This is a genomic window from Rhizobium sp. LjRoot98 (assembly GCF_964252935.1).
Lineage (GTDB): Bacteria > Pseudomonadota > Alphaproteobacteria > Rhizobiales > Rhizobiaceae > Pararhizobium.
Map to the genome: position 1 here is coordinate 1 of NZ_CAXUPW020000024.1, position 17,083 is coordinate 17,083.

The 17,083-nt window shown below is 54.4% G+C and carries 13 protein-coding genes; 3 read left to right on the forward strand and 10 right to left on the reverse strand.

The window, feature by feature from the left end; all coding sequences use genetic code 11:
• Positions 1-193: 193 nt before the first annotated feature.
• The 10 genes from ACSQ3J_RS30135 to ACSQ3J_RS30180 all read right to left on the reverse strand — a co-directional run bounded on the left by ACSQ3J_RS30135 (position 194) and on the right by ACSQ3J_RS30180 (position 13,250).
• Positions 194-3,511: a rhamnosyltransferase WsaF family glycosyltransferase gene (locus tag ACSQ3J_RS30135; RefSeq protein ID WP_436041018.1), complete on the reverse strand. Its 3,318-nt coding sequence runs from the start codon at positions 3,509-3,511 to the stop codon at positions 194-196.
• A 67-nt stretch (positions 3,512-3,578) separates the two neighbouring features.
• Positions 3,579-4,619 (reverse strand): tetratricopeptide repeat protein, encoded by a 1,041-nt coding sequence (locus ACSQ3J_RS30140; RefSeq protein ID WP_436041019.1) that lies wholly within the window; start codon positions 4,617-4,619, stop codon positions 3,579-3,581.
• A gap of 85 nt (positions 4,620-4,704) precedes the next feature.
• On the reverse strand, positions 4,705-5,577 hold the full coding sequence (rfbA, locus tag ACSQ3J_RS30145) for a glucose-1-phosphate thymidylyltransferase RfbA (RefSeq protein WP_436041020.1): 873 nt from the start codon (positions 5,575-5,577) through the stop codon (positions 4,705-4,707).
• A gap of 28 nt (positions 5,578-5,605) precedes the next feature.
• The gene (rfbD, locus tag ACSQ3J_RS30150) at positions 5,606-6,496 is read right to left on the reverse strand and encodes a dTDP-4-dehydrorhamnose reductase (protein WP_436041021.1); all 891 of its coding nucleotides are present in this window, start codon (positions 6,494-6,496) and stop codon (positions 5,606-5,608) included.
• Positions 6,496-7,557 (reverse strand): dTDP-glucose 4,6-dehydratase, encoded by a 1,062-nt coding sequence (gene rfbB / locus ACSQ3J_RS30155; protein WP_436041022.1) that lies wholly within the window; start codon positions 7,555-7,557, stop codon positions 6,496-6,498. Before rfbB ends, rfbD begins: the two co-directional genes overlap by 1 nt.
• Positions 7,558-7,575: 18 nt before the next feature.
• Positions 7,576-8,139, reverse strand: a complete 564-nt coding sequence (gene rfbC / locus ACSQ3J_RS30160; RefSeq protein WP_436041023.1) for a dTDP-4-dehydrorhamnose 3,5-epimerase — start codon at positions 8,137-8,139, stop codon at positions 7,576-7,578.
• A gap of 94 nt (positions 8,140-8,233) precedes the next feature.
• On the reverse strand, positions 8,234-10,930 hold the full coding sequence (locus ACSQ3J_RS30165; RefSeq protein WP_436041024.1) for a glycosyltransferase family 2 protein: 2,697 nt from the start codon (positions 10,928-10,930) through the stop codon (positions 8,234-8,236).
• Positions 10,931-11,741: 811 nt separating this feature from the next.
• Positions 11,742-12,260 (reverse strand): hypothetical protein, encoded by a 519-nt coding sequence (locus ACSQ3J_RS30170; protein ID WP_436041025.1) that lies wholly within the window; start codon positions 12,258-12,260, stop codon positions 11,742-11,744.
• Positions 12,261-12,703: 443 nt separating this feature from the next.
• A complete protein-coding gene (locus tag ACSQ3J_RS30175) occupies positions 12,704-12,919 on the reverse strand; it encodes a hypothetical protein (RefSeq protein ID WP_436041026.1) in 216 nt (71 codons plus the stop codon).
• Between the two features lie 133 nt (positions 12,920-13,052).
• Positions 13,053-13,250, reverse strand: a complete 198-nt coding sequence (locus tag ACSQ3J_RS30180; RefSeq protein WP_436041027.1) for a hypothetical protein — start codon at positions 13,248-13,250, stop codon at positions 13,053-13,055.
• Between the two features lie 247 nt (positions 13,251-13,497).
• On the opposite strand from ACSQ3J_RS30180, the gene ACSQ3J_RS30185 reads away from it, so the two are divergent.
• The 3 genes from ACSQ3J_RS30185 to ACSQ3J_RS30195 all read left to right on the forward strand — a co-directional run bounded on the left by ACSQ3J_RS30185 (position 13,498) and on the right by ACSQ3J_RS30195 (position 17,079).
• Positions 13,498-14,085, forward strand: a complete 588-nt coding sequence (locus tag ACSQ3J_RS30185; RefSeq protein WP_436041028.1) for an ANTAR domain-containing response regulator — start codon at positions 13,498-13,500, stop codon at positions 14,083-14,085.
• Positions 14,086-14,126: 41 nt separating this feature from the next.
• Positions 14,127-15,419, forward strand: coding sequence for a CmpA/NrtA family ABC transporter substrate-binding protein (locus ACSQ3J_RS30190; protein WP_436041029.1), 1,293 nt, complete (start codon positions 14,127-14,129; stop codon positions 15,417-15,419).
• Between the two features lie 361 nt (positions 15,420-15,780).
• On the forward strand, positions 15,781-17,079 hold the full coding sequence (locus tag ACSQ3J_RS30195) for a CmpA/NrtA family ABC transporter substrate-binding protein (RefSeq protein WP_436041030.1): 1,299 nt from the start codon (positions 15,781-15,783) through the stop codon (positions 17,077-17,079).
• Positions 17,080-17,083 lie beyond the last annotated feature (4 nt).

A 17,083-nucleotide genomic window follows, 5' to 3' on the forward strand; every position in this document is an offset into this window, starting at 1 on the left:
ATGATCTGCAGTTTGCGTTCGGTTGTCCAGCGTCGCCGCCGGACGTCACCGATCATCAGGTCAACCTGTCAAACTCGTTAGACATAAGCTTATCCTCAAGCCTGTGCTTGAGCCTTTCTGCTTATGCTGAGTGTCCGGTCGAAAGTGGGGGCAGTTCATATTGGTGGACACGCCCTGCTCTGATTTGCCAAGCTTAGCGCCCGCGTAGTTCTGATGAAGTCTCACGCGCACCGATCATACGCCCACGGATCAACGCTGCATGCTGAATAGCACGACGCATTACAAGCTCAGGCGTGACGGCATCGCGTTCCTTCAGCATTTCTTCGTCACGTTGCGCAGCGTTCACCGCCATTGCCCAAGCAACTTCGTCACGCTTGGTTTCATCAACGTCAGGCACAATATGCATGCCGAAATACTTGAGGAACATCCGCCCCTCCTGCACTCCAACCTCACTTAACTTAGCCGGATTATAATCGTGCGAATGGTAGACAACGGCATTGTCTACATAAACCTTCTCAAAGCCGAGGCGGATGATCTCTGCTGCCCAGATCATATCTTCTCCCCATGGGACATCCGGATATGGCAGTTCACGCCAAACCGATTTTCGTAAGCATGAATTATTATCGGAATAGAACTGCAAATGATATTGCCAAGCTGGAGAGCCTCGCTCGATGAAACCCGGAATATCCTTTGCCCAAGAGAATACCGGTCCGACACGCTTAAATTTGTCGAACATATCCGTGAGTCCTTTCCCCTCGAAAAGCTCATGCAATGGATATGCAACATGACGCCCGAACACGCCCCCAACCTTATCACTTGCCTGGAAACCACCTATTAGCCGGTTCAGCCAAAATGAAGAAGCCGGGCAAGCATCCTGAGTAATGATCGCGACTACATCGCCGGACGCCATATCGATACCCATGTTACGCGTTTTACCGTGTCCGAATTCGCTGCTAAGAATTTTGTGCAGCTCGATCGGATGACTACGCGCTTTCTCCTCAAGAATGGTAAGCGTCTCATCGGTGGACCCAGAGTCAATCACGACGATCTCGAAACCATCGTCTAATTGCTGGCCCACAAGCGCGTCCATCACAGTTTCGAACTCGGGGCCGGCGTTATAGGTCGGAATGAAGACCGATACCTTCGGCCGCGTGTACAGAGCGGGTGCCGCTAGGTGCTGTTTGGCCTCGCTTACCAGAGACGCAATGACCGGTGCCACATCGAAAGCGCCACCGGCCGAGACTTTTTCCCGAATGGCATTCGCAACTATGTTTCCAGAGCTCTCCCAGTTAGCAGTCTCGAGAAAAGACTTTGCGTTCAGGATCAGGGCTTGGCGATCGCCGGTATTCTTCAAAAGACGAGCGAGAGAGTCTGTTAACGCATGCACGGAGGGCGCCGAAAACCAAACAGCTCCCGCAGAATATGCTGCGCGCGTGCTTTCCGTGTCAATTTCAAGAACGGGAAGATCGCATGCCATCATTTCAAGCGGCACAAGGGAATAGTTTGTGCAAGAGAAGACCATGCCGAGATCGGTCTCCTGATATAGCGATGCCAGTTCCGCTGGCTTCAACAGGCCGTGCGCGGTGTAGCTGAACGGCTTGTCGCCGAAATCCAATTCCTCACCGAAGAAATCGACATGAAACTTCCAACCACGCATTGCGAGCAGGTCCAATGCCTCAAGACCCAGCCTAACTGCTCGTCGCGGCGTGTAAGCACGGGCATAGAATGCGATCCGGGGGATGGTCGCTTCTTTTGATGAAGTCTCGCCGAAGGATTCTAAAAGCTCGGTTTTTACGATACGCCCCTTTGGATTGAAGATGTCCGGTTTGCCGCCTGCCGGCCTGTAAGAGACGAGCGCACGCGGGTTCGCAGGCGGCTGATAAACGTCCAGATCGGCGCCTAGATACCAGCATACCGTGTCCATGCCCGCTTCCTTGGCTTTGGTTTCCAGCCATCTCCCGGCTGTAAGGCCTGTGAAGCCGAACTCATAGGTAGCGGACGCCATAAAGCGTAACTCGCCCGCAGGATAAAACTCAGCTTCCCAATCTTGAATAAAATAGAAGCGGTGGATGAAGCGCGTCATACGCGCGACAGGATAAGCGGTCCAGCAATCGGTTGCGATGACCACGTCGCCCGCGATGGCCTCAACATCATCTGGAAGAAATCGAACGACAACTTTGCTCGACAGCGGTGTGTACCAAGCACATATACGCGCTTTGGCAACTGCCGGATAACGGTGATTGAAAGCGTTTTGGAGCCAAATGGTCTGATTGAACCCCTGATCGTCCAGCATCTTCACAAAGCGGAAAATAGTTGTGTGCCCGCCTGCACCAGGTCCGAAATCTGGAATGACCCAGTGCACCTGCAATGCGGAACTATTGAATGCCGGCAGTCTCTCTTGAAGGGGTAAGGGTGCGGAAGCGGAAATTGCTGGCGTATCCCGCAACCAACGCCTGCCTATAACATCCATGTCCTCAACAGCACATGTTGCAGGATGCGCGAGCATTTGTGGCCGAGAGGGAGATGCATAATAGGAAGCGACTTCGAAGCCTATTTTTTTCGGCACGATGCACAACGCTCGCTCCAGCGAATGCGCTAACGTGCCATCGATCTGAGCCGCTTCCTCGCCGAATTCTTCGATCGTCAACCGCGCTTTGATTATCGGCAAGATGGCTTTCGTCTTCAGCCAACACATGGATCCGGCGGCAAAATCCGAAAGTATTTCGGGGATCTCGTTATCAAGGTCGAGCCGAGAAAAAAGCGCCCCAAGCGCATGTCTGTTGACGCCGTGATCGACGAATTTCTTTATTTCGAAATAATTGTCAGGATATAGAAGGCCGAGGCGATCATTCTTGACAAGTCTCGTTATGATCCCATTGACGCGTTCGTTCGAACCGAGCAATTGGTCCAGTAGATAGACACGCCATTTCGAACCGAAATGAGTATGAGGACTAAACTTGGTGTGCACGTGGCACCATATCTCATGATGCTCAAGCACGTCCGCAAGCCCCACAAAGAAAGGCCCTAGATCACGGCCTTGGTTCGGCACCAATCTGACATCCAGCTTAACTTGAGACGGCAAAACATCGCGCGCAAAGCTTTTAGTAGCTGCGATGTCCGCCTCCCTGGAAACTGTGATGTAAAGTGTGTACTCCAATGTTAGTGTGGACAGATATGAAAATACCTCTGGCAATAGCGAAATATAAAACGCGTGGCAATGCACACCGATTAATCCGCTCATAGGTTTCACATCAGATTCGACGAGAGAAAAAGCGTGTTTCGGCCTAGTCAAATTTCCCGCGGCACGTCCACTTTCAGCATAATGTTGCAGTGGATTAACGATGGCAGCATCACCACCTAGATAAGTCTGCTTATAAAAATAAGTGTCAAATTCACTCGAGGCATTACGATTTTCTCGCCAGCCCCAATTATTAAAGTGCTCTAACGCTGGAACGCCCGATTGGGCCACATCAGGATACATATTCAGATAGTATTGCTCATCGAAATGCATGATAAACTCACATTCTCAACATTAAAATATTATGGGAGGCTAAGGAGGAGGACGAACATGGCCTTACTTACTTTGCAGACCGCGACCTACTCAAAGCCGCGGCTGCATCGCCGAGGAGGCGAGCCTGTGGGTGCTGCCCCGCCTGTCGAAGGTCGGCAGAGCGGTTAAGGAACTCCCTGTTGAGCTGATCGGAAAGGATGGGAGGTAGCATCATGCCGACGCGTCGACGCGTTACATCCACCGCCGCACGTGCGAGCGCCGACTTATCGACGTCGGTGGTAGAAAACAAGCAGCTGCAGATTTCGAATGCCTCAGAGATTTTTCCAATGGAGACCATCTCCCCCACCAGAGCAGCCTGCGCTTCAAACGGCTTTGCCTGTTTAACAGCATTCTCCAAATCGCGGGTAAGCGAATTGCTGGCCTCATCAAACCTCCCGCGTTCGATGTACAGAGAACGCATAGCCTTCGAAGCTAGACCTTTAGGGTCGTAAGCCGCGATTTCACTATATAGAGATAACGCCTCGTCATCACGCTGCAAGATCTGGTAAAGTTGCGCTTTGATTAGCTTCAACGGCCAATTTTTTTCATCAGCGACCTCGACAGCGGCAAGTGCCATTCCCCAGCGCCTGTATTTCAAATTCGCAACGAGATCGGAATATTTGGCGTGGTTAATACCGCTGAAATCGACCACGATGGCCGGCGGAACGTTGCATCCTAACGCAAATAATTCTTGACGAGCATCCCTTCCAACTGCACCGTCCGTGCCGAGTCGTGCAGCGTGGTGATAAGCAGAGACCGCCAACTGTTTCTTCTCAAGCATCTTTAATACATGACCCAAATGCAGATAGGCATCCGCGTCCAATGCGTTATCAAGCGTTGCCCGACGATAAGCCTGCTCCGCGTCAGCCAACTGGCCCTGCTCCTTCAGGCAATGACCTAGCTGGATACGAATCGCAACATCCGCAGGACGCAATTGGAGTGCTTTGCTATAATGATCCGAAGCTTCGCGCCAGCGTTTGTCGGCGTTGGCGGCATTTCCCAATCTAACTAGGGTATCAAACTCCCCTCCATCTTGGCCCAATTTCTTTCTGCGGGAAAAAAACTTCATCTTGTACAACGTCCGTCAAATTGGTTCATTTAATGCGTGGGTGAGATATCGATCACGCGTGAAAAAACTATTCAACAAAAGTCGGTCACGGATTGTCGAGCAGCGCTGCTAGCAAATATTTTCCATATTCGCTTTTTCCATGTTTTTGGCCCAAAACTTCGAGCTGAGAACCATCGATAAATCCTTGGCGGTAAGCCACCTCTTCGGGACTATTTATTTTGATGCCTTGCCGCTTCTGCAGCGTTGCTACAAACTCACTAGCTTCCAGCAAGCTATCCGGAGTTCCGGTATCGAGCCATGCATATCCCCGGCCCATCTGCTCGACACTCAACTTGCCCCGATCGAGATAAATTCGATTGACATCGGTGATCTCCAGCTCCCCACGCGGTGAAGGCTTCAAATTGGCGGCTATATCGACGACGTCCTTGTCGTAAAAATAAAGTCCAGTAACCGCCCAATTGGAACGAGGCCTTTCCGGCTTCTCCTCGATCGAAACAGCCTTCATCATTTTGTCGAACTCGACAACGCCGTAACGTTCAGGATCATGGACGTGATAAGCGAACACCGTCGCTCCGTCTTCTCGAGCAACCGCGTTCTTGAAGAGATCTGTGACGCCGTGGCCGTAGAAGATGTTGTCGCCCAGAATAAGGCAAGACGGATCGGAGCCGACAAAATCCGCTCCAATGATGTAGGCTTGCGCTAGTCCGTCCGGAGATGGCTGCTCAGCATATAAAAGCGAGATTCCCCACGCGGAGCCATCGCCAAGCAGACGCTGGAAATTCGGCAGGTCATGCGGAGTCGATATTATGAGAATTTCTCGAATGCCGGCCAACATCAGCGTCGACAGCGGATAGTAGATCATCGGCTTGTCATAGACCGGTATTAGCTGCTTTGAGGTCACAAGTGTCATCGGATGCAGACGCGTTCCACTTCCACCGGCCAGAATGATACCCTTCATGTGATAAGTCCTAATTTCTGTCGCGGCCTCAGGCCGAAAGAAGACGGTTGATAATAGCCGCGGTGGAGACCTGCCAAACCGGCATGGTGACACTATGCTCAGCGGCAAGCTTGCTACAGTCGAGGCGCGAATTCTTCGGGCGCCGCGCCGGTGTAGGATATTCGGCAGTGGTGATCGGATTCACATTTGCCGTAGGACCACCATTTCTAGATGACACAGCGAAAATCTCCGAAGCGAAATCCGCCCAACTGGCCTCCCCTCTACCGGTTAGGTGGAACACGCCGCGTAAGCCGGCGAAATCTGAAGTAACAAGATTTGTCGATACCTTGATAACTGCATTGGCGATATCGAGCGCCGATGTTGGGTTACCGATCTGATCGGCAACAATATTAAGCTCGTCGCGCGTTTCAGCAACACGTAACATTGTTCTCAGGAAATTCGTTCCAAATGGACTGTAGACCCAAGCGGTCCTGAGAATGACATGATCCGCGCCCGAGGTTGCCAGCAGGCGCTCGCCCTCAAGCTTCGAACGACCGTATACGCTAACCGGATTGACTGCATCGTCTTCCAGATAAGCCGATATCTTTTCGCCGTCGAAGACGTAGTCGGTTGATAGATGAATCACCGGAATGCCAAGCGCCTTGGCTACCCGGCCGATTTCACCGACCGCGGCAGCATTGATTGCAAAAGCATTAGCCTCGTCGGTCTCGGCCTGATCAACTGATGTGTAGGCAGCTGACGAAATGATGGCATCCGGCTTGGCAGCGACAAGGGCGGCCTCTATTGTTTCTATGCTGCCGAGGTCCAGTGCTGGCCGCCCAACGGGAACAATAGTGATATCGTCAAGCAGTGCTCCACGCTCGATGAGCGAAAGTGCCACCTGGCCTTCAAGACCTGTCACCACATAGCGTCGGGCCATCACTTGGCTCCAGACGCCGCAAGCAGGCCAAGGCGACTGCCGTCATAGCCCTTGCGCAATGGCGCCCACCACCATTCGTTTTCGAGATACCATCTGACGGTCTTTTCGATACCTGAATCGAAATTCTCTTCCGCTTTCCATCCGAGTTCATTTTCCAGTTTGGTCGCATCGATTGCATAGCGGGCGTCGTGACCTGGCCGATCCTTTACATAGGAGATCAGGCCTTCATGCTTGGCGGGTTTGGGCTTGAAGCCATCCATGAGTACGCAAACCCGCTTTACGACATCGATATTGCGGCGTTCGTTGCGTCCACCGACATTGTATGTCTCGCCGATACGGCCACGTTCGACAATCAGATCGAGCGCACGCGCGTGATCTTCGACGTAGAGCCAATCGCGGATGTTGACGCCATTGCCATAGACAGGGAGTGGCTTGCCCTCGAATGCATTGAGAATGATCAGTGGGATGAGCTTCTCGGGGAAATGGTAAGGGCCGTAGTTGTTCGAGCAATTCGAGACGACGACGGGCATGCCGTAGGTGCGTGCCCAGGCCTTGGCGAGATGATCCGAGGCAGCCTTGGATGCGGAATAGGGTGAAGACGGGTCGTATGGCGTCTCTTCGGTAAAGAGACCGTCATCGCCCAATGAGCCATAAACCTCATCAGTCGAGACGTGCAGGAAGCGGAAAGAGTCCTTGCGATCCGCCGGCAAACCATTCCAGTAGTGGCGAGCAGCCTCTAGAAGCATAAAGGAACCCATGACATTCGTCTCGACGAAGTCACCCGCGCCGGTGATCGAGCGATCAACATGGCTCTCCGCTGCAAGATGCATGACGCGGTCGGGTTGGAAGCTGTCGAATGCCTCCTGCAAAGCCGCCCGGTCACAGATGTCCGCTTTCGAGAACCGGTGCAACGGATTGTTGTTCACCGTGGACAAGGATGCCATATTTCCGGCATAGGTTAGCTTATCAATGGTCAGGACCTCGTAACCCTTGACGCTGACAAGATGTCGAACGACCGCAGAGCCGATAAATCCGGCGCCGCCGGTAACAATTACACGCATGTTGGTTCTCCGGCCTCATCAAATGTCATAAACGAAATTGGTTTCCAGGTCAGCAAGCCGCGGCTGAACCTGATCCTTGCCCGAAAGAATAGCTCCCTCCGCACTGACCGGCCATTCGATACCGAGTTCGGGATCGCTCCACAGCAGCCCACGATCATGTTCCGGGCTATAGTAGTCTGTGACTTTGTAGGAAATGATGCTGTTGGGTTCGAGCGTGCAGAAACCATGGGCGAAACCCGGCGGCACCCAAAGCTGATGACCATTTTCGGCAGTCAACTCTGCCTTGACATGCCGCCCGTAGGTTGAGGAACCCTTGCGGATATCGACGGCCACATCGAAGATCGCTCCCGCGATACAGCGAATAAGTTTGCCCTGGGCGCGCGGGTCGAGTTGAAAGTGAAGACCTCGGACCGTGCCGATGTCGGCCGACAGCGATTGATTATCTTGAATCAGCTCGAAGTTCCCCACATTTTCAGCGAATATGTCGAGACGAAATGTTTCAGAAAAATAACCCCGACTGTCGCCAATTTTTTTGGGAGTTATAAGGATTACTTCGGAAATCGCTGTTTTTTGAAACTGCATTTCTACTGCCTTGACTTGCATACGAACAGAGTTATGCTCATAGCAAGGTGGTGTGACGCACGCAATCTCTTGCAACATTTCAAAACTTTTTAGCTTACTTATACGCTTGACACCTTAATGAAAAATCCTCGTGATCAAGCGTGAGGTTCTGGCTGTAGAAACGATCGTTAAGAATTTTGCCACCCCACACGTTCACCATGAAACCCGCTTCGCGCTTGAACCGTGCGGCTCTTTCGCCTGAAAGATCGAGGCCACGCGACACGCTTTCGTGATGAAAGAGACTAGCCCACGGCGTAAACACTGATCGCCAGCCTCGCTCTCGTAGCTTTAGACACAAATCCACGTCATTGAATGCGACTGTAAGATTCTCCTCATTGAGGCCACCCACAGCCTTATATTTGTCGGCTTCTATCACTAGGCATGCCGCAGTTACCGCAAGTACTTCCTGCTGAACGATAAGTCTGTTCATATAACCAGCAGCACCCGCCGGTTCATATTTGTGCCCGTGTCCGGTAACTGTGCCCACGCCTCCAATAATACCCGCATGTTGCACATGTCCACTGCCATACAGGAGCTTGGCGCCAACAGCACCAACCCCTGGATCAATAGCAATGGATACCATTTCAAGCAGCCAATTGGCATCCCCCACTTCCACGTCATTGTTTACCAGTGCAAGGACAGACCCTTTTGCTTCTGCAGCCGCGCGGTTGTTGAGCCGAGAGAAATTGAAGGGGCCATCGTCGCGAACTATTGAAATCCGGTCGTCCTGGCTAATGCTGGTGAAGTAGTCCAAGCTCTCCGGCTCTACACTGCCATTGTCGACGACGATGATGTCAAAGGACGGATATTCAGTGCGCAAAAGGACAGAATCGATCGCTGTCTTGAGGAGTTCGATACGGTCACGTGTCGGGATGATGATCGTTACATGTGGGGAGTGGGCCGGCATCGGCCATGCCAGTCTTGCAGTTCCGGGAATGCGCCCTGGCTCGACACGGACTCCAGATGCTTGCTGAGTCAGAAAATCATTAACGGTAGGGACGATATCCCTACCCTCCTCAACTTGGCGGCAATGCCAGACGGGTTTCGCGATATGCCGAACTCCATCTGCCCCAGCATTTTTCAGGACTCTAAGGAGCAGGTCGAAGGCCTCCATTCTCGGAAATTTGTCACGCCAGCCGCCAGCCGCATCGATCGCGGACCGAGAGAAGAGGACTGTATGACCGACGTAGTTGTAGCAGAGAATGTAGTCCATGTTCCAATCGGGCTTGAAGCGCGGTGAAAGGCGCCGCCTTTTCTCATCGATCTCGTCATGATCGCAATAGAAAGCCACCGCTGCCGGATTATCCTTGGCGCACTGAAGGAAACTCGAGACCGCCTCGTTTGCGAGAACGTCGCCAAGGGGCAGAAGTCCAATCAGGCCGGCATCAAGGAGCGACATTCCAGCTTCAATCCTCGCTGCAGTGGATGCAGTCGACGTCAGAACTGAGACTTCGATGCGCACATCCATCGCGGCATCCAGTTCAATGGTGGCACGAAGCGAAGTTGGCACGCTTTCATCCAATACCAACGCCAGCTTCCAGCGCCCGGATGCCTGCGCCCGCAAGGAAGTAAGTGTCGCCACGTAGTCGCCGGCGTCGTTCCCATTGACCATCGATACGAAACCAACCGTCCCCTCCTCGACCAAAGGCAGCAAGGTAGCTGGCGATGAGCGTTCATTGAACGCAATCCAACGCGCATATTCATCTGCCATTTCGATGGCGAAGTGGCCGTCCATCAAAGCTGACAAATTGCCCCGCAAAGCAGCTTTCAGGACATCCGAAATAGCGGGGCGATCCGGCGATGCAAGCAATTGCAGCAGAACCGAAGACCAAGACAGATGTGAGACTTCGAGGTCAGAGATGTTGAATTTCCCCGGCGTATGAATTGGGTCAAGCCGCAGCGATACAATTGATTGCGGCAGTCGAATGATCGCGCCATACGTGCTGCTCGTTCGCTTTTCCAACCGCGCTGTCTTAAACCGTTCCCACCCCGGCGCTTCTTCGATGTAGAGGATTGGATCGACAACGCACTCGGTCTCGCTGATTTTCAGACTGATCTTTAACCATTGGTTGCGGAGCGATTCGAAGCCCGAGCGTGTCTCCAGCTGGAGACGCATTCGCGGATTGTGTGTTGTGGCGCGATAGACGCCCAGCTCGAGAACTAGATCGGCTAAAGGCTCCAAAGAGGAGGAAATGCATTTTGTACTCCATGCCGGCGCGGCTTTCGTGGACTTCATCGTGCCCTGTGCGATTCGCCTACGTGCATCGTCTTGTTCCGCAAGCCACTGTTGCAGCGCCTCGTCCTGATGTCGAAGATTATCCGGCATCAATGGGAGAACATCACCCTTTCCGCCTCGAACTGCGTGTGAGGCGTTAAGACGAGCCACCCTGAGACCATTGATTTCCGGCCGCACGTGAGGACCATAAGGTATCCCCTCGACAGCCACGAATGTCTCGATCGCCTCGTCCGCTCGGCCCAACCGTTTCAGCAAGTGGCCGAGATGCACATATCCATCACTTGCTGTGCCATCCCAAATCAGCGCCGCTCTATAGGCCCTGGCGGCCGCCTCAAGGTAACCCGCCTCCTTGAGCATGTGACCGTACTGGATGATCAGTCCGGCCGATGAATCAAGCGGAATTGCCTGCGCAACGAGGCCTGCAGCAAGCTCCCAGCTCCGTTGATCTGCTGCGTCTACGGCAGCTTGTAAAATCTCGTTAAACGTAGGCTTTTGACTATTATGTGTATCTGTCATTCAAGATCGATTTCGCTGGTTCGTTTTTTTGGGACAACTGAAATGTTACCGCAATTCTCTAGCGCGAAGGTGAGGAATTTTTCCGGTGCCTAATTATCTGTTCGGGTGGTCGCGTGCGTGCGGCAACTTGAGACTATTGGGATTGCCGTCGAATTAGTGCGCACACTTTCATATGCGGAAATAATTGCCGTATTACGACCATTTCAGATCATCGAAGGAGCTACCTAGACAACCCCAAACCAGGACTATGATAAATCGCGAGGGCTCATAACCGGCACAGGAGACGATGGAGCCAGTACATCCAGGAGAGGCGGAGGTTGCAACGCAGAGTTTTGGACCACTAGAAGTGGTTTTGTTAGCGCTTGGTACGATTAAAGAGGTGGGCACAGTCGGAAGCTTTTTGTCGGCCTTTTCCCGATTACGGATATATTGTCTGACGACCTGCTCGCCTTGCGCCTTCCTGCTAGTGCCCAGAAATTCGGCAATTTTAGAAGACGGTTGAGCTTGAAGACCTGAAAACAGCTGCAGTACGGGTCTGTCAAAACCGACGGCGCAGGCGTAAGCGTCGATGCCAAACGAGATGAGGGTCCGGCACATAACATACCAGATTAGGAAGATCAAAAATACGCCCGCCCGCGGCAACGAAACGCCACCCCATCCCTCCAGCTTGTGGCTCGCGCCTATCAATTCGGCCCAAAACGAGAACTCCAAGCTGAGGCTACCCATCGAGATATCTGGCGCTTACGCGCCTATTCATGGATCGATTAATGCTCGTCGCAGTCTCTCTTCGCAAGAAAGATACCCGGTGTACTCACTTCCATTCGTGCGACTTTGCAGTATGGTACGGTCGTTGGGCTACGAATGCCCCAGGCTCCTCCACTATTGAAGTGAAGTCTAATGCATCGGCTTCGTCATTGAATCCAACGAAGACCATCAGCGTCGAGCGGGCGACCGCCTGACCTTTTTTGCGATAGGAAAAATTGACTGCGCAGTGCGGATATTGCGCATCCACCGATCGGCTCTCGGCGCCCTTGCCGGTCGCGACCTGGTCGGTCAGAGCCGCAAATTGGCCAAGCGCGAAAAACCGGTCGATTGCTGAAAACGCAGCCGCCTGTGAAATCTGTTGGTTCTGGCCAGTCGCTGCAGAGCGACCATAATACAAGCTGTCCGTCTGGCCTTTTCGTCGCTTTGTTTCGTAGACGACGAGGCTACCGGCTGCGACCAGCTCCAGTCGCACATCAAAGGTTTGGAAGCGTTCGGACCTGCGATCCAATTCGGCAAAAAGCACCCTCAGGTCCCCGATGTAGTCAGCATATCGTGCAACGCTCATGGAAATTCCGTCCAGTACATGTGGTGGCAGTTGCGGCTCTTTAACATCGGACCATGGAAGAGGACACTGCCTTTCGCCGCAATCGCGCCGGGGCGCTTCCCGTCCCGCGCTGATCAACAGAGCTGAGCACGACACTTGTCCGTGCGAAATTGTTGACGAGGAGTGATATCCCGCGAGCGTCCCACATGGTGCGCGTCGCTGCGCTGGGGGCCTGCCCTCTTGGGCATGACCGCATCAGGAGGGGACCCCGCAACGGATGGAGCTATAGATTTGGTGCGATTGACAGGTATTCTACATGTCTCCAGCCTCAGGGGTTGCGTAGCAAAACGATGTGAAACTGCAGATATCCTCGCGCTAAAACTCGGAATGCCCGTATCCCCAGATGTTTTGCCTCGCCCACCACGGCTTCAAACCGGTGGTCGGCTCTGTCTCCAGCGTCGGGATCAAGACGGCCGTTTCACACGGACATCCCAAAGTATGGTCACCTCTTCGCAAATCACGTCGAAGGACGTAGCCCCGTGCTTGCGCAAGCTCATCAACGCTGCGGCGGCTGTCGTGATTATGGTTGTTTCAGCCACGGCGTCGCGGGCCGCCCCGCTCCAGACCGCTTCCCAATACTCCCGGCTGGAAAAACCGATCGGGGCTTGTACGATGGGCATGGCGCGCATCGGGATGATGGTATCGGCGAGTTCACCGTCTATCAGCCGGAAGAGGGTTGTGGAGCGGAAGGGGGTGAATTCGGCAAAGTCCCGGTTGCTGCCGATAATGGAAGTATTGGAACGGTGACTATGGTCAAGGAGAGGATTCCGGCAAGCTGGAAGTGGCCTGCGAGAAGGCGGGAATTCCTGTTTGCAACACGGTGCGCGAGGCGAAGACTGAAGCGGAGGCATTGCCTACCTGCCGCTGACTGCCATGTCCGGCCAGATCAAGAGACTGGTCGGCCTCTATCCTCTGCTTGAGATGCGACTGCCGCTGAACACCGTCGTCCATCTGCTCAATCCGCTGGGGGCAAGCCTAAGCCTGCTCGGCGTCGCCAAGCAATCGCATCGTGAGCTTCACAGGGAAACGGCGAAACTTCTCGACATGTACGAAGCGTGCTGCTCTCTATTGGGAAGGACCGCAAGTAGTTGCCGTAATCCGCCATGGAGTTCGCCTAAATATTAGCCGAAAAATCTTATGCTGATATTTTAGGCTAGCGCGCATTGCGCAATGTGCTGCACTGCGGCATAAATATCCGATGACCTATTTGGATCTCACCATTCTTGTGATCGACGAAAATACAATTCGCGCCTCGATCATTGAGGAAGGATTGCGCGAGGCCGGACATTCCAGGGTCACAGTCGTTCACGAGGTCAAGGGTATCGCGCGCGCGATCGAGACATTGCAGCCGGATGTGATCTTCATCGATCTTGAAAACCCGAACCGCGACATGATGGAGCACCTGTTCCAGCTGACGCGCACCGTTGGCAGGCCGATTGCCATGTTCGTCGATCGATCGGATACTGCCTCCATCGAGGCGGCCGTCGATGCGGGCGTATCGGCCTATATCGTCGACGGGCTGAAGAAGGAACGGGTCAAGCCCATTCTCGACATGGCCGTCAGCCGCTTCAACGCCTTCAGCCGGCTGCAGCGGGAGCTCGCGGACGCCAAGTCAGCACTCGAAGAGCGCAAGATCGTCGAGCGCGCAAAGGGTATCCTAATGAAGATGCGTAGCCTTTCCGAGGAACAGGCGTTTGCGCTGCTGCGCCAGACCGCGATGAATGAAAAGAAGAAGATCGCCGATATTGCCCAGAGCGTCGTCACGGCCGCCGGACTGCTGATGTGATGCCCGCGCCAGCAGGAAATCGTCCGGCGGAAGGAATTGGAGTGGACATGATCACCAAAATCACGAATTTCAGCGGCGACAGCGGCCTTGCCGCGCCGGCGCGCCTGACTAGCGAAGGCTGGCGCACCCTGCGGGCCGGTTTCATTCCGCTCGTTGACGCTTCCGTGCTGATTGCAGCGTCAGAATTCGGTTTTGCGCAAAAGGAAGGCATCGTTCTCGACCTGGTCAAGGACGTCTCCTGGGCCAATGTTCGCGACCGGCTCGCCTTTCGGCAGTTTGACATCGCCCATATGCTATCTCCCATGCCGGTTGCCTCCATGCTGGGACTGGGCTCGAATCCTTCACCGACGATTACGGCCTTTTCGCTCGGGCGCGGCGGCAATGCCATTACCCTGTCGACGCAACTTTATGCCCGTATGCAGCAACAAGCATCCTTGAGCGAAACAGCCAGCGCGCTCGAAAATGCGCTGGCGCTGGCAAAGGTCATTCTCGCGATGAAAGCGCGAAGCGAGCCGCTGCCGACATTGGGCGTCACCTATCCATTCTCCTCGCACAATTACGAGTTCCGCTATTGGCTGGCAGCAGGTGGCATCGATCCGGATCATGATGTCAAACTCGTCGTTGTGCCACCACCGATGACGTCCGATGCGCTGGCTGCCGGCGCCATCGACGGGTTCTGCGTTGGCGCGCCCTGGAACATGGTCGCCTCCGAGCGCGGCGTCGGACGCATCGTCGCCGCCAAGCAGGATATCTGGCCGTCCGCACCGGAAAAAGTCATCGGCATGCGGCCGGAATGGGCTGAAAGCAATCCCGAGATGGTATCCCGATTGATCGTGGCACTCGATGCAGCGGCACGCTGGTGCGACCAGCCGGACAATCACGACGCCCTGTCTGAGGCCTTGGCCGATAGCCGTTATATCGCCGCCCCGGTCGACACCATCCGGAGCGTGCTGGCAGGTGAGTTCAACCTTGATGATCAGGGCAATCACCGCATTACCGACGGCTATTTCCAGTTCCATGCCAACTTTGCCAACTATCCGCGCCCGAGCCAGGCGCTGTGGATTTACAGCCAGATGATCCGCTGGGGTCAGGCGGACCTTTCCTCCAAGGGAATGACAGATGCAACTGCGGCCTATCGACCGGATATCTACCGCTTGGCGCTTGGAACGAATGCCACACCGCCGATGGAGGAGGATATCCGCATCGAGGGTACCTCCGATGGAGACCATTTCGTAGACGGGCAGGTTTTCGACCCGAACCAGATCGCCGACTATGTCGCCAAATTTCCGGTCAAGAGCAGCATGATTGGCGACGGTTCAGACGAAGAAATCTAACCTTTCTCTTTCTGCACTGCACAAAATTTCCGCCTAGCTTTTGGTCGCATTACAGCAAACGCTAATTTTTTTTGCATATATCTGAGATGTCGAAGATTTTGGCACTCCCATAGAAGTCACAAAATTCCTTTCAATTTCAAAAGCATAATCTCCGCCAATGAAACTGGCACGGGCTTTGCTTGATATAAACCGTTGCGGTCAATGGCGATCGCAACAAGCCGAAGCCAAACAGGCCTTCGCAAAGACATCGACGTCGCAAGGGTTTTGCAGTCCGGGATTCCTCCTTCCCGAAGACGCAAGTCTCCGAGCGGCGTTTTTTATTGCCCAAAATCCGACCGGCCACTCTTAAGGGAACCTGTTCATGAAGACGACTTTGAGCAACGGCATCACCCGTCGCAGCCTTCTCAAGACGACCGCCACCGCAGCACTGTTCGCTGCGGCCAAAACGGCGTTTCCGTCCGGTGCCTTCGCCGCCACGGCTGGCCCGGAAGTGACCGGTGTCAAACTCGGCTTCATCGCGCTGACAGATTCGGCGGCGCTCATCGTCGCCAAGGAAAAGGGCTTTTTCGAAAAGCACGGGCTTCCCGATGTCGAGGTCGCCAAGCAGGCCTCCTGGGGCGCGACCCGCGACAATCTGGTGCTCGGCGGCGAAGCCAACGGTATCGACGGCGCGCATATCCTCTCGCCGATGCCCTACCTGATGCATACCGGCAAGGTGACGCAAAACAACGTTCCTGTGCCTATGGCGATCCTTGCCCGCCTGAACTGCGATAGTCAGGCGATCTCCGTCGCCAGGGAATATGCCGATACGGGCGTCCAGCTCGACGCCTCCAAGCTGAAGGCCGCCTTTGAAAAGAAGAAGGCCGATGGCGGCGAAGTGAAGGTCGCGATGACATTCCCCGGCGGCACCCACGATCTCTGGATCCGCTATTGGCTCGCCGCCGGCGGCATCGATCCGGATAAGGACGTCTCCACCATCGTTGTGCCGCCGCCGCAGATGGTCGCGAACATGAAGGTCGGCAACATGGATGCCTTCTGTGTCGGCGAACCCTGGAACGAACAGCTGGTCAACCAGGGCATCGGCTTCACTGCCGCGTCCACCGGCGAACTCTGGAAAGGGCACCCGGAAAAGGCACTTGGCATGCGGGCCGACTGGGTGGAGAAAAACCCGAATGCCGCCAAGGCGCTGATGATGGCCGTGATGGAAGCCCAGCAATGGTGCGACAGCATGGACAACAAGGAAGAAATGGCTGCCATCGTCGGTAAGCGTCAATGGTTCAACGTACCGGTGAAAGACATCATCGGCCGGCTGAAGGGCGACATCAATTACGGCAATGGCCGCGTTGTAACCGGTACCGACCTCTACATGAAGTTCTGGGCCAATGGCGCATCCTACCCGTTCAAGAGCCACGACACCTGGTTCATCGCTGAGAACATCCGCTGGGGCAAACTGGCCCCCGGCACGGACATCAAGGCATTGGTCGATCAGGTGAACCGTGAGGATATCTGGCGCGCTGCGGCGGCCGATCTCGGCATCGCCGCCGCGGACATTCCGGCTACCACATCGCGCGGCAAGGAAACCTTCTTCGACGGCAAGGTCTTCGACCCGGAAAATCCCTCTGCTTATCTCGATAGCCTGTCGATCAAGGCTTCGTCCTGACCCA